The 12834-nt window shown below is 57.1% G+C and carries 11 protein-coding genes and 1 riboswitch; of the genes, 4 read left to right on the forward strand and 7 right to left on the reverse strand.

The window, feature by feature from the left end; genetic code table 11:
• Positions 1-439: 439 nt before the first annotated feature.
• Entirely contained in the window at positions 440-1525 is a 1086-nt protein-coding gene (locus RHM55_RS01320; RefSeq protein WP_322179154.1) for an ABC transporter substrate-binding protein, read from the forward strand.
• Positions 1526-1529: 4 nt separating this feature from the next.
• On the opposite strand, the gene RHM55_RS01325 is transcribed toward RHM55_RS01320, so the two are convergent.
• A complete protein-coding gene (locus RHM55_RS01325) occupies positions 1530-1748 on the reverse strand; it encodes a DUF2970 domain-containing protein (RefSeq protein WP_322179155.1) in 219 nt (72 codons plus the stop codon).
• 151 nt (positions 1749-1899) lie between these two features.
• Complete coding sequence (gene metH / locus RHM55_RS01330) at positions 1900-5607, reverse strand: methionine synthase (protein WP_322179156.1); 3708 nt, start codon at positions 5605-5607, stop codon at positions 1900-1902.
• A 152-nt stretch (positions 5608-5759) separates the two neighbouring features.
• Between metH and RHM55_RS01335 the strand changes: the two genes are divergently transcribed.
• From RHM55_RS01335 to nfuA, 3 genes are all read left to right on the forward strand, one after another.
• Positions 5760-8063, forward strand: a complete 2304-nt coding sequence (locus tag RHM55_RS01335) for a fatty acid cis/trans isomerase (protein ID WP_322179157.1) — start codon at positions 5760-5762, stop codon at positions 8061-8063.
• Between the two features lie 213 nt (positions 8064-8276).
• Positions 8277-9311 (forward strand): acyltransferase, encoded by a 1035-nt coding sequence (locus tag RHM55_RS01340; protein ID WP_322179158.1) that lies wholly within the window; start codon positions 8277-8279, stop codon positions 9309-9311.
• Positions 9312-9369: 58 nt separating this feature from the next.
• Positions 9370-9963, forward strand: a complete 594-nt coding sequence (gene nfuA / locus RHM55_RS01345) for a Fe-S biogenesis protein NfuA (protein WP_322179159.1) — start codon at positions 9370-9372, stop codon at positions 9961-9963.
• Positions 9964-10048: 85 nt separating this feature from the next.
• Here nfuA and RHM55_RS01350 read toward each other — a convergent pair whose 3' ends face one another.
• The 5 genes from RHM55_RS01350 to RHM55_RS01370 all read right to left on the reverse strand — a co-directional run bounded on the left by RHM55_RS01350 (position 10049) and on the right by RHM55_RS01370 (position 12513).
• On the reverse strand, positions 10049-10297 hold the full coding sequence (locus RHM55_RS01350; protein ID WP_322179160.1) for a DUF1272 domain-containing protein: 249 nt from the start codon (positions 10295-10297) through the stop codon (positions 10049-10051).
• 77 nt (positions 10298-10374) lie between these two features.
• Complete coding sequence (gene cobM / locus RHM55_RS01355) at positions 10375-11121, reverse strand: precorrin-4 C(11)-methyltransferase (protein WP_322179161.1); 747 nt, start codon at positions 11119-11121, stop codon at positions 10375-10377.
• Between the two features lie 53 nt (positions 11122-11174).
• Positions 11175-11600 carry a cobalamin biosynthesis protein gene (locus RHM55_RS01360; protein WP_322179162.1) on the reverse strand — a complete coding sequence of 142 codons (426 nt, stop codon included), beginning with the start codon at positions 11598-11600 and terminating at the stop codon, positions 11175-11177.
• Positions 11597-12316, reverse strand: coding sequence for a CbtA family protein (locus RHM55_RS01365; protein WP_322179163.1), 720 nt, complete (start codon positions 12314-12316; stop codon positions 11597-11599). The genes RHM55_RS01360 and RHM55_RS01365 overlap by 4 nt, the downstream gene beginning before the upstream one ends.
• 11 nt (positions 12317-12327) lie before the next feature.
• The gene (locus tag RHM55_RS01370) at positions 12328-12513 is read right to left on the reverse strand and encodes a CbtB domain-containing protein (RefSeq protein ID WP_219059772.1); all 186 of its coding nucleotides are present in this window, start codon (positions 12511-12513) and stop codon (positions 12328-12330) included.
• A gap of 94 nt (positions 12514-12607) precedes the next feature.
• A riboswitch (cobalamin riboswitch) is annotated at positions 12608-12829 on the reverse strand.
• Positions 12830-12834: the final 5 nt, after the last annotated feature.

Consider the following 12834-nt stretch of genomic DNA (forward strand, 5'->3'; position numbering starts at 1 on the left):
GGGAAGATACCAGTTTGCAGTTATGCGCAAAAGTGAAGTTTGAGTATATGCAAAGAACTAAAAGAACTATCCAGGTCGGGTTGATCGCATAACCCTGCTTGAGGAATGGGCAATGCTCGACTTTACTAAGGGCGTGATCGCGGCAATCTGCTGTCGCAGAGGCGGTCACGCTTCATGTGCAATCACCGATAAAACCGAAAAGAGGCGATGCAATGAGCAACCCTGTCAAAGCAGTGAAAGCCGATAGCAGCGTAGATGCCTGGGCCATTTTCTTTATTGTCATCCTGGTCGTAACGACGGCCGTATTCTGGGTGAGCCACCAATAACGCAAGCAACCTGCGCCTGTCCGACGTGACGGTCGGACAATGCGTTAAACGGTATCCAGAGGTCTGCACTTAGGCAGTTATACTGCGTGCCTATTTTTCAGGCCAGCATGAGAATGTTTAAACTTTTTTGTAGCGCGTTGCTGGTATTGAGCAGCGTGTGGATGACTGCGACCGAAGCAGCGACGGTGGTTTTTCTGAATCCGGGCCTGTCGACGGAAACGTTTTGGGTCAGTTATTCAAAGTTCATGGCGGCGGCGGCCAACGACTTGGGCATGACGCTGCAGGTGCGTTACTCGGAACGGGACCCTCATAAAACGCTGATCCAGGCGCGCGAAGCGTTGTTGGGCCCTGACCGGCCCGATTACCTGGTGTTCGTCAATGAATTGTATGCCGCCCCGGAAATTCTTCGTCTATCCCAAGGCAGCGGCGTCAAGCTGTTTGCCGTCAACAATACCCTCACCCCTGATCAGATCAACATGCTCGGCGACGTCCGCACTCGCTTTCCGAATTTGATCGGTAGTTTGGTAGGGAATGATGAGGAGGGCGGTTACTTGATGGCCAAGGAGCTGATTCGCCTGCACCCGAAGGTTGCCGCTGGTCATAGCATCGACATGCTGGCGTTCTCTGGAGCAGCAACAACACCCGTCGCTCAGCTTCGCGAGCAGGGTCTGCGACGCGCTCTGGGTGAGCACCCGGAAGTGCATTTGCGTCAACTCGTGTACAGCGGTTGGGAACGAGAGCGAGCGCAGGAACAGGCCCGACAGTTGTTTCAGCGCTACCCGAAAACAAGCCTGGTATGGTCTGCCAATGATGAAATGGCGTTTGGCGCCATGGCTGCATTGCGTGAACGGGGCGGAGCGCCGGGCAAGGATGTGCTGTTTAGTGCCTTGAACTCTTCGACAGCGGCCTTGCAGGCGCGTCTGGACGGAAGTTTGAGCGTTCTGGCGGGTGGGCACTTCACGTTGGGTGGGTGGGCCATGGTGTTGCTGCACGACTATGACGCAACCAGGGAACAGGATCGCCAGTACCTGGGGGCGCGTCAATTAAGCGTGTTGCAGCTTCTTGGCCAGCAGGATGCCAGGCGCCTGCTGCAGGCTGGCCGCCAAGACGACTATGGCGTCGATTTCCGCACATTCAGCATGACGGGGAACCCTAAGCCGGGTGCGTACCGTTTTTCCCTGAAAAGCATACTGTACTGAAGGGTCAACCCACGGCGAAGTGCAATACCAACTGGACAATGCCAAACAAGGTCAGGGCGAAGATCGCCGTGAACAGCACGCCCAGTATGACGAAGTGACTGGGTTTGCCGTGGGTAAAATCCCGAGCCCGGTTTTTCCCGCTCTGTACACCAAATGCCGCCGCTACAACGCTCAGCACCATCTGCCAGAAAGTAGGCGGCTTATTGTTTGAAGAGTCGTCCATACACCCTCGTGAATTCACATCAACGTAAAGAAAACTCACTAAGCATAGTCAAGTCAGAGGGATATGCCCTGCGCGGGTCACTTTGATGGGTGGCAGCGCCTACTGAAAAAGGAAGCAACCCATGGTCGGGCTGCCTCCTGAACGCGCTGTCTTAGTCGTCGTATCCCAGGTTTGGCGCCAGCCAGCGCTCAGAAACGCTCAGCTCCTGACCTTTGCGCGCCGTGTAGCTTTCTACCTGATCCTTGTCGACTTTACCCACGGCAAAATATTGCGCCTGTGGATGAGCGAAGTACCAGCCACTCACCGACGCCGCAGGGAACATTGCATAGCTTTCGGTCAAGGTGACACCGCTCAGGCCTGACTGACCCTCCTCGGTGCGGTCCAGCAGGTCGAACAAGGTGCCTTTTTCGGTGTGATCCGGGCAGGCCGGATAACCCGGTGCAGGGCGGATACCGATGTACTGCTCCTTGATCAGGTCTTCGTTGGCCAGTTGTTCGTCCTTGGCATAACCCCAGTAGTTTTTCCGCACCTGTTGGTGCAGCCACTCGGCGCAGGCTTCGGCAAGACGGTCGGCCAGGGCTTTGACCATGATTGCGTTGTAGTCGTCGCCTTTGTCTTGATAAGCCTTAGACACTTCTTCGGCACCGATGCCCGCAGTGGTGATGAAACCGCCGACGTAATCGGTGACTCCGCTGTCCTTGGGTGCGACAAAGTCAGCCAGGGAGAAATTCGGTTTGCCGTCGGTCTTGATGATCTGTTGACGCAGGTGATGCAGCTTGGCCAGCGGTTTGCCGTCGTTGCCGTAAAGCTCCAGGTCATCGTTGTCGACCTGATTGGCAGGCCAGAAGCCGAACACTGCGCGAGCGCTGATCAGTTTTTCGTCGATCAGTTTGCGCAGGATGTCCTGAGCATCGGCAAACAGCGAGGTCGCGGCTTCGCCAACCACTTCATCGGTGAGAATGCGCGGGTATTTGCCGGCCAGGTCCCAGGAGATGAAGAATGGGGTCCAGTCGATGTACTCGGCCAGCACATTAAGGTCGATATTTTCCAGGACCTTCACGCCGGTGAACGTAGGTTTGACCGGTTGGTAATCGGCCCAGTCGAACTTCGGCTTCTTGGCCACGGCAGCGGCGTAACTCAGGCGCTCGGTGCGGGAACTGCGGGCAGCGGTGCGCTCACGTACCTCGATGTACTCGAGCCGGGTTTTCTCGATAAACGCCGGCTTCAATTCCTTCGACAGCAATTGCGTGGCCACGCCAACGGCGCGGGATGCATCGGTGACGTAGATCACCGCGTCGTTGCTGTACTTGGGTTCGATCTTCACCGCGGTATGGGCTTTGGACGTGGTCGCGCCGCCGATCATCAGCGGCAGGGTAAAGCCCTGACGCTGCATTTCCCGGGCGACATGCACCATTTCATCGAGTGACGGTGTAATCAGTCCAGACAGGCCGATGATGTCGCACTTCTGTTCCTTGGCCACCTGCAGGATCTTCTCTGCCGGCACCATCACGCCCAAGTCGACGATGTCATAGCCGTTGCAGCCCAGAACCACGCCGACAATGTTCTTGCCGATGTCATGCACGTCGCCCTTGACCGTGGCCATGAGAATTTTGCCCTTGGCTTCGGGTTTGTCGCCTTTTTCCAGTTCGATGAACGGGATCAAGTGGGCCACGGCCTGTTTCATCACTCGCGCGGATTTAACCACCTGTGGCAGGAACATTTTTCCTGAGCCGAACAGGTCGCCGACGATGTTCATGCCGGACATCAACGGCCCTTCGATCACTTCGATCGGGCGCTTGAACGACTGCCGAGACTCTTCGGTGTCTTCGACGATATGGGTGGTGATGCCTTTGACCAGCGCGTGTTCCAGGCGCTTGTTGACTTCCCAGCCACGCCACTCTTCGGTTTCGGCTTCTTTGACGCTGCCGTCACCCTTGTACTTGTCGGCGATGGCCAGCAGGGCGTCGGTACCGTTTGGCGTGCGGTTGAGGACGACGTCTTCCACACAATCGCGCAATTCGGTCGGTATTTGGTCGTAGATCTCCAATTGCCCGGCGTTGACGATCCCCATGCTCAAACCGTTGCGGATCGCATACAGCAAGAACACCGAGTGAATCGCCTCGCGTACCGGATTGTTGCCACGGAACGAGAAGGATACGTTGGACACGCCACCAGAGGTCAGGGCATGGGGCAGGTTGTCGCGAATATAGGCACAGGCGTTGATGAAATCGACGGCGTAGTTGTTGTGCTCTTCGATGCCCGTGGCAATGGCGAAAATGTTCGGGTCAAAAATGATGTCTTCAGGCGGGAAGCCGACATCGTTGACCAGGATGTCGTAGGAGCGCTTGCAGATTTCTCTCTTGCGCTTCTCGGTGTCGGCCTGGCCGTCTTCATCAAACGCCATCACCACCACGGCGGCGCCATAGCGTTTGCACAGTTTGGCGTGATGGATGAACTGCTCCACGCCTTCCTTCATGCTGATGGAGTTGACGATGCCCTTGCCCTGAATGCACTTGAGGCCGGCTTCGATCACCTCCCATTTGGAGGAGTCGATCATGATCGGAACGCGGGAAATGTCCGGTTCGCCGGCAATCAGATTGAGGAAGGTCACCATGGCCTTCTTCGAATCGAGCATGCCCTCGTCCATGTTGATGTCGATCACCTGAGCGCCGGCTTCGACCTGCTGCAAGGCGACTTCAAGCGCTTCGGTGTAGTTGTCCTCACGGATCAGCCGGGCAAAACGCGCAGAACCGGTGATGTTGGTGCGCTCGCCGACGTTGATGAACAACGAACTGCGATCAATGGTGAACGGTTCCAGGCCGGATAGGCGACAGGCTTTAGGGATGTCCGGAATAGCCCGCGGCGGGTACTTGCTTACCGCATTGGCGATGGCCTTGATGTGCGCAGGTGTGGTCCCACAGCAGCCACCGACGATATTGAGAAAGCCGCTCTGGGCGAACTCTTCGATGATTGCCGCTGTCTGTGCTGGCTCTTCGTCGTATTCACCGAAGGCGTTCGGTAAACCGGCGTTCGGGTGCGCCGAAATGTAAGTGCCGGCTTTGTTCGACAGTTCTTCCAGGTAGGGACGCAAATCGCTGGCGCCCAGCGCGCAGTTCAAACCCACCGAAATAGGTTTGGCGTGGCTGACCGAGTTCCAGAACGCTTCAGTGGTTTGTCCGGACAAGGTGCGGCCCGAGGCATCGGTGATGGTCCCGGAGATCATGATCGGCAATTCAAAGCCGACTTCTTCGAACACGCCCTGCACGGCGAAAATCGCGGCCTTGGCATTGAGGGTGTCGAATATCGTCTCGATCAGGATCAGATCGGCGCCGCCTTCGATCAAGCCGTGGGTGGCTTCGGTGTAGTTTTCCACCAACTGATCGAAGGTCACGTTGCGGTAACCGGGGTTGTTCACGTCTGGCGACAACGAGCAGGTGCGGCTGGTCGGGCCTAGAACGCCAGCAACGAAGCGCGGCTTGTTGGGCGTTTCCAGGGTTTTAGCGTCAGCGACCTTGCGGGCGAGGCGAGCACCTTCTACGTTCAACTCATAGACCAACGCTTCCATACCGTAATCGGCCTGGGAAACCTGGGTGGCGTTGAAGGTGTTGGTTTCGAGAATGTCAGCGCCAGCATCCAGATAGGCCTTTTCGATGGCCCCAATCACGTCCGGACGACTGAGAATCAGCAGGTCGTTATTGCCTTTGACATCACTTGGCCAGTCGGCGAAGCGTTTGCCACGGTAGTCCTCTTCCTCCAGTCGGTAGCTCTGGATCATTGTGCCCATGCCACCATCGAGAATCAGAATGCGCTCTTTGAGGGCTTGCTGGAGAGCGTGGAGGCGAGCGCTGCGGTCGGACATAGGACTACCTGGAAAGGCCAATACAGAAGGTCCGAGATAATAGCAAACCTGCGCGCTTTTAGTGAGAGGAGGGCATTCTCATGAATATCGCTCATGTTGTAGGGAGTAAGCCACTGTAGAATCACCGCGTTTTAATGGTCGGGACACTGGACATGCCATATCGGGTACTCGCAAGCCTCTTTTTGCTGCTCCTGTGCAGTGGGGTACGTGCGCAAGATTCAGGGTCGAACCCTTCCTCGTCTATTTCCTACACCCGAGACGTGCAGCCGATCTTTACCGAGAAGTGTGTCGCCTGCCATGCCTGTTATGACGCCGCATGCCAGCTCAACCTGGGCAGTGCCGAAGGAGCTCTGCGGGGCGCGTCGAAAGTTCAGGTGTATAACGGCAGGCGCAGCGAAGCCGAGGCGCCTACCCGACTGTATTACGATGCCCATAGCGTCACGGCCTGGCAGCATAAAGGCTTCTATTCGGTGTTTGATGCGCAAGGCAGTCAGGCTGCACTGATGGCGCGGATGCTCGAGCTCGGCCATAAAACGCCACTGACGCCCAATGCCAAAGTTCCGGCCGAGATCGTTCTGGGGATGGACCGAGATAATCAATGCCCAATGCCGGCTGAGTTCGATACCTATGCCGGCAACCATCCCAAGGAAGGCATGCCGCTGGCAGTGACCGGCCTGACCGAACCGCAGTATCAAACCTTGCGGCGCTGGTTGGCGGCGGGTGCGCCGATTGATCAACAGGCGCTGGCCCCGAGCGCCAGCGAGACGCTGCAAATCACTCAGTGGGAAGACATGCTCAATGCCCGCGGCGCCAAGGAAGGGTTAGTGGCGCGGTGGTTATACGAGCATCTGTTTCTGGCACACATTTATTTTGAAGGCGGCGAGCCTGGGCATTTCTTTCAGTGGGTTCGTTCGCGCACGCCCAGCGGTCAGCCCATCGACCTGATCAATACACGACGACCCAACGATGATCCGGGCTCCGACGTGTATTACCGCTTGTGGCCAGTACAAGGGGTGATCGTGCACAAGACCCACATCACATACCCGATGAGCCCAGGCAAAATGGCGCGGGTCAAAGAGCTGTTCTACAGCGGTGACTGGACTGTCAGCGCTTCGCCTGGCTACGGCCCACGGCACCGCGCCAATCCGTTCGACACGTTTCAGGCGATTCCTGCCCAAGCGCGTTATCAGTTCATGCTCGACAACGCCGAGTACTTCGTGCGCACCTTTATCCGTGGTCCGGTCTGCCGTGGGAATATCGCCAGTGATGTCATTCGCGATAATTTCTGGGCTCTTTTTCAGGACCCGGCACATGATCTGTACCTCACGGATGCGGCTTATCGTGACAAGGCTACGCCCCTGTTGTCGATGCCCGGCCAGATCGACGACGTTGGCAGCGTTTTGACTCTGTGGCACTCCTATCGCGACAAGCGCAATGAGTACGAAGCACTACGCAGCAAAACCTATGCTCAGGCGCCAGCCCCCAGTTGGTCGACGTTGTGGGCCGGTAACGACAACGCCTTGTTGTCGATTTTTCGTCACTACGACAGCGCCTCCGTCAATAAAGGGTTGATCGGCGAAATCCCGCAGACGATGTGGCTGTTCGACTTCCCCATCCTTGAGCGAACCTATTACCAGCTTGCGGTCAATTTCGACGTATTCGGCAACGTTGCGCATCAAGCGCAGACTCGGTTGTATTTCGACCTGATCCGCAACGGTGCCGAGCAGAACTTTCTGCGGCTGATGCCCGCTGACTCGCGCGATGAGATCTTGAGCGACTGGTACCAGGAAGGCGGCAAAGTGAAAATGTGGCTGGACTATCAGGGCATCGACGACGACGCGCCAAGCGGTCTTAAGCTCAATGAAAAAGACCCCAAACGTGATTTCGCCCTTCAGTTGCTGGTGCGCTACGGCGACTTGAATGGCCGGCCGGACCCGATCAACCGCTGCAGTGGCGCGTACTGTGCCCGGCAAACCCTGGTGCCCGAATTGCGCTACGCCGAACAGGCTCTGAGTCGCCTGACGTCTCGCCCGGCGGCGGGTTTGCAGGTGATCGCCCAGTTACCGGAAGCAAGCATGCTCCGAATCCAGGCCAGCGATGGTAAGCGCGAGCTCTACAGCCTGCTGCGCAACCGTGCACACAGTAACGTCGCCTTTATGCTGGGTGAGGAATCCCGCTATCAACCGGGGCTGGACACCTTGACTATCTATCCCGGCGTGCTGAGCAGCTACCCGAACTTTATGTTCAATATTCCTGCTGTGCAGGTGCCCGCGTTTGTCCGCGCCATGGAGCAGGCGCGGGACGCTGATGCGTTCGAAAAAATCGTTCAGCGATGGGGCATTCGCCGGAGCAATCCTCAGTTCTGGTTCTATTTTCATGACCTGACACGCTATATCCAGGAGACCGAGCCGGTTGAGGCGGGCATGCTGGACATGAACCGTTACGAGAATCTGTAGCCGTTCTTTAAACGGCTTCGCAGGTAAGCCTGCGAAGCCGTTGACACGCTCGTATTGAGCTGAACGCCTTGACAAACATGGCCCGCAGCCATCTACCAGTCATCAATCCCGCGCAACCTTTTGGCCCTTGTCGCGGTCCGACGTATCGAGACGACCTGAAGTAGCAGTCTATTCGGGGTCCTTGATGTTGATTTGAAAACAGGTGAGTTGCGGATGTTGATTTCGGTTCAAGCCTTGCGGGCACTCGCCGCGTGGGCAGTTGTGTGTCACCACTTTATGCAGATTTTCTTTGATTTTCATGCCAAAGGCCCCGTAGGGCAGTTCTTCGTCGACAGGGGGGCGGTAGGGGTCGATATTTTCTTCGTGATCAGTGGGCTGGTGATCTATCTGTCCACGCAAAACAAAGACATGCCAGCTGGACGCTTCATGGTCAATCGGATCATCCGTATCGTCCCGGCATATTGGGTCTACACGGCCGCCATGGGGCTGCTGTTGGTAGTCGCCAGTCCGCTATTGCCGCATCAAGTGATCAGTTGGCAGAACTTTATTCTTTCCCTGTTATTCATCCCTTCTGAAAACCCCGGCGGTTATGGCATGTACCCTACGTTGAACGTGGGTTGGACGCTGAATTATGAAATGTTCTTCTATCTATTATTCTCACTGGTGTTCCTGGTCCATCAACGTCATCGGCCACTGGTTGTCGCGGCCGCATTGTTCGCGGTGAGTGAGGTGTTGACCCGTTACGGCTGGATCAGCCATTTCTACCGCAACGACATTGTGTACGAGTTTCTGCTCGGCATCGGCATCGGTATTATCTACAGCCGGGGCTGGATCACTCCACGGCTATGGCTGCCGCTGCTGGCGATTGCCGGGGCCTTCGTCACTATTTACCACCTGCCACCCTCACAACGGTTTATGAACTGGGGGCTGCCCAGCGCGTTGATTGTCGTCGCCTGTATCTCACTGGAACCGTACTTCCAGGGCAATCGATTATTCAAGGTACTGGGCGACTGTTCCTACTCGGTGTACTTACTCCACGTATTGGTTCTCTATGGCGGATGGCTGGCGTCTGAACGCTATGGGCTCAATCCGTATGCGGTGTTTGCCGTGTGTGTACCGTTGATTGCCGTCGGAGCCTGGGGCAGTTACGAATTTATCGAAAAAGGACTTTATCTGCGCCTCAAAGGCTGGCTGGACAAGCGAAGAGCGGTGGGCGAGGCGGTCGCTCTTTCCCGACATAATTACTAGGACTTTGTGCGGCGCGAATGATTGGCGTAAACTGCGCCCACGTCTGCGAGGAATTTTCATGACCGCTATTACTATTACCGATGCCGCCCACGACTATCTGGCCGATTTGCTTGAAAAGCAGAACACTCAGGGCATCGGCATCCGCGTGTTTATTACCCAGCCTGGCACCCAATACGCTGAGACCTGCATTGCTTATTGCAAGCCGGGCGAAGAGAAACCGGAAGACAAGGCCATTGGCCTGAAAAGCTTCACTGCCTGGATCGACTCCTTCAGCGAAGCGTTTCTGGATGATGCGGTTGTCGATTACGCCACCGACCGAATGGGCGGCCAACTGACCATCAAGGCGCCAAACGCCAAAGTACCGATGGTCAATGCCGACAGCCCGATCAACGAACGCATCAATTATTACCTGCAAACCGAGATCAATCCGGGGCTGGCCAGCCATGGCGGCCAGGTTTCGCTGATTGATGTGATTGAAGAGAACAACGAAAATATCGCGGTGCTGAAGTTCGGTGGCGGTTGCCAGGGCTGCGGTCAGGCTGACGTGACCTTGAGAGAAGGGATCGAGCGCACTCTGCTTGAGCGTATTCCTGAGCTTAACGGTGTGCGGGACGTCACTGACCATACGCAAAAAGAAAACGCCTACTACTAAGTCGGGCGCCTCTACGCGATAAAACAGCTGCAAAAAATGCCTCGACTGGTTCGAGGCATTTTTTTTGGTTCTGCCAGTGCCTGGTTTAGCCAGCCTTGGCGCAACCAGCAGGGTTGAACACGCGCTGGCTTGAAGCCGGATTTTTCAGCAGTGCAGCCCCGGTGCGTGCCGGACGTGGCAGAAGTTGCCCGGAGCAATTGGGACAGCGACCGCCCAGACGGTCGTGCGCGCAATCGCTGCAGAAGGTGCATTCAAACGAGCAAATCAACGCGTCCAGACTGTCGCCAGGCAGGTTGCGGTCGCAGCATTCACAGCTCGGGCGAAGTTCAAGCATAGAGGTGACCTCGTTCGCAGGTGTTCGGGGGAAGGAAAGCTTCGGCAACAATGCCAAACACTGCGGGCTCTTGGCAATCAGGGCCGGTATAGATGCGCATGTCCGGCCCGATAGAGCGACGATTCGGCGAACTGGTCATTGGCCAATACCCTGCCTACCAGAATCAATGCCGTGCGGCGAAACCCTTTGGCGCGAACTTTCTCCTGGATGTCGGCGAGCGTTCCGAGTACCCAATCCTGATCCGGCCAACTGGCGCGATGGACCACGGCAATCGGGCAATCAGCGCCGTATTGCGGGGTCAGTTCGGCGACAATTTTTGCCAGGTTCTTGACCCCTAGATGAATCGCCATGGTCGCCCGATGCTGCGCCAGGCTTGCCAGCTCCTCGCCCGCAGGCATGGAGGTTTTATCGGCATAGCGGGTCAGGATCACACTCTGAGAGATATCCGGCAGCGTCAGTTCGGTGCCCAACAGTGCGGCGCAGGCAGCGGTGGCGGTAACGCCGGGGATGATTTCGAAGGGGATATCCAGTTCGCGCAGGTAACGAATCTGCTCGCCAATCGCGCCATACAGACTGGGATCGCCGGAGTGCACCCGAGCGACATCGAAGCCTTGTTCATGAGCGGATTTCATCGCGGCGATGATCTGCTCCAGGTGTAACTCGGCGCTATTGATCACCTGTACCGCCTGATGCCCTTCAAGGACAGCGGTCGGTACCAGTGAGCCGGCGTAGATAATCACCGGGCAACTGCGGATCAGGCGCTGGCCTTTGACCGTGATCAGTTCCGGGTCGCCGGGGCCTGCGCCGATAAAAAAAACGGTCATGGGTGCTCCAGAATCCAGCCTTAGGCTTTTGAGTGGGAGTGAAAACGGACAGATTATCGACGATTGAGTACGTCACCGGCCAAGGCAAATGTCGCTTGCTGGTTTTTCTGCCGGGTGATCAGTAATTCGCCATGACGTCCACCAAGGCGCTGTAACAGCGCCAATGCACTGCTTTCGGCCACGCCGTAGCAACCGGTGTGGGCGAACGCGATGGCAGAACGATGACTGAGTCGCGCGTCGAAACAGCTCAACTCTGCTGCACTGAAAAACACCAGTGGCAGACCCAGACGCTCTGCCAACGCCAGCAAACCCGGCTCAGAACGTTTCAGGTCAATGGAGGCGAGGGCAGTGATGGCTTCAATTTTCAGCCCATGACCCTGCAAAGCCTGTTCAATCAGTTCCAGCAGTCGGCTTGCAGGGCAACCGCGCTGGCAGCCGAGGCCGACCGCCAGGGTCGGCACCGAGTGCTGCCGGGTCATGCGCCGTGATTGACGTGTTGGGCGTTCACTTCATGATTATTGCGGCGGAACAGCCAAGCACTGATCAGACCCAAGGCGATCCAGAACAGCGCATTGGTCAGCAGCGAGGCGATCTTGAACTGAGCTTCCAGAGCTTCAGGGGCCAGGCTCTCATGCACGTCTGGTTGCGGTGCACCCATCACGTGTGGCACCAGCAGGATCGCTACACCCAGCACCTTCAGCAACCAATGTTTGCTGAACACGATCAGTGCCAAGGCGACGGCAGTAGATGCCGCTGTGCTCACCCACCAGATTTGTCGCTGAACCAGATCAGCCGCCGCAGTCCCCGGCAGCTCAGGTGGCAGGCCCAGGGTCGGCGCGAGAACGAACACGGCAAACCCGGCCAGCCCCCACAGTATCCCCTGAGACGTACGGCCCGGCGCACGTAGGGTGTAAAGCCCCGCCAGCATCAATGCAAAACCGACTGCGACCACCAGGTTGCCTCCGGTGGTGGACAAGACACGTTGCCAGCCGTCTTGAGGTTCCCATGCCTCGGCGTCGTGAACATGCCCTGCGCCAACGCCCTCAGCGTGTTCATGGGCCTGCTCTGTCGGTGCCTTCTCATAGGACTCCGCTTGCAGAATCAGCGGCGCAACCCAGACGCTTTGCAGCAGCGTCAACAACAGTGCGGCGAACAGACCCGTGAACCCGGCCGTTTGAGCGATACGCTTGAACATGGCGGCAGGTCTCAATGGCAAGGGAAGGCAGAGCTGTGGCGGGTGTCGTGCGCCGCGTTGTGGACGGCATTGATATGCGAGAAGCCGGCGAAGTAGACCAGAAAGGCACCCAGCAGAAGGGCGCTGACGGCAGCCGTCAGGCGTCGGGTCTGAGTGGATGTGGTGGTAGCTGAGTGGCTGATAGTGCTGATCGACATGGCGCTTCCCTCAAGTGTCGGCAAGTAGGCAAGCGCATGAAAACACCACTGACAGGCGTCAGTAGAGGTTCAACAGCGCCCGCCCACCGCGGGTTTGTCAGATGATTTGTCGGGCCGGTCTCCGGGCTTGCGAGGGGTCTGTGCAGACTGACCATCAAGAATCACCTTCCCATGCCGGACTGCTGGCACAGTGGATCTGATTCTTCACTCGCTTACCGTTGCGGGGGCAGCGCCGGACTTGCTTATGCCTGTTGGCATGAAGCGCACCGGTTTCCCGTTTCACCCTGTGAAGGGCACCCGAAACAAGGCCGTAGGAAAACA

The sequence above is a fragment of the Pseudomonas sp. MH9.2 genome (genome assembly GCF_034353875.1).
Lineage (GTDB): Bacteria > Pseudomonadota > Gammaproteobacteria > Pseudomonadales > Pseudomonadaceae > Aquipseudomonas.

Bases quoted from the DNA above. Each gene is read 5' to 3' on its own strand.
- RHM55_RS01370 (WP_219059772.1), bottom strand. From the start codon at position 12,513: ATGTCGATCAGCACTATCAGCCACTCAGCTACCACCACATCCACTCAG.
- RHM55_RS01335 (WP_322179157.1), top strand. From the start codon at position 5,760: ATGCCATATCGGGTACTCGCAAGCCTCTTTTTGCTGCTCCTGTGCAGT.
- RHM55_RS01325 (WP_322179155.1), bottom strand. From the start codon at position 1,748: ATGGACGACTCTTCAAACAATAAGCCGCCTACTTTCTGGCAGATGGTG.
- RHM55_RS01340 (WP_322179158.1), top strand. From the start codon at position 8,277: ATGTTGATTTCGGTTCAAGCCTTGCGGGCACTCGCCGCGTGGGCAGTT.
- RHM55_RS01365 (WP_322179163.1), bottom strand. From the start codon at position 12,316: ATGTTCAAGCGTATCGCTCAAACGGCCGGGTTCACGGGTCTGTTCGCC.
- cobM (WP_322179161.1), bottom strand. From the start codon at position 11,121: ATGACCGTTTTTTTTATCGGCGCAGGCCCCGGCGACCCGGAACTGATC.
- RHM55_RS01320 (WP_322179154.1), top strand. From the start codon at position 440: ATGTTTAAACTTTTTTGTAGCGCGTTGCTGGTATTGAGCAGCGTGTGG.
- metH (WP_322179156.1), bottom strand. From the start codon at position 5,607: ATGTCCGACCGCAGCGCTCGCCTCCACGCTCTCCAGCAAGCCCTCAAA.
- nfuA (WP_322179159.1), top strand. From the start codon at position 9,370: ATGACCGCTATTACTATTACCGATGCCGCCCACGACTATCTGGCCGAT.
- RHM55_RS01360 (WP_322179162.1), bottom strand. From the start codon at position 11,600: ATGACCCGGCAGCACTCGGTGCCGACCCTGGCGGTCGGCCTCGGCTGC.
- RHM55_RS01350 (WP_322179160.1), bottom strand. From the start codon at position 10,297: ATGCTTGAACTTCGCCCGAGCTGTGAATGCTGCGACCGCAACCTGCCT.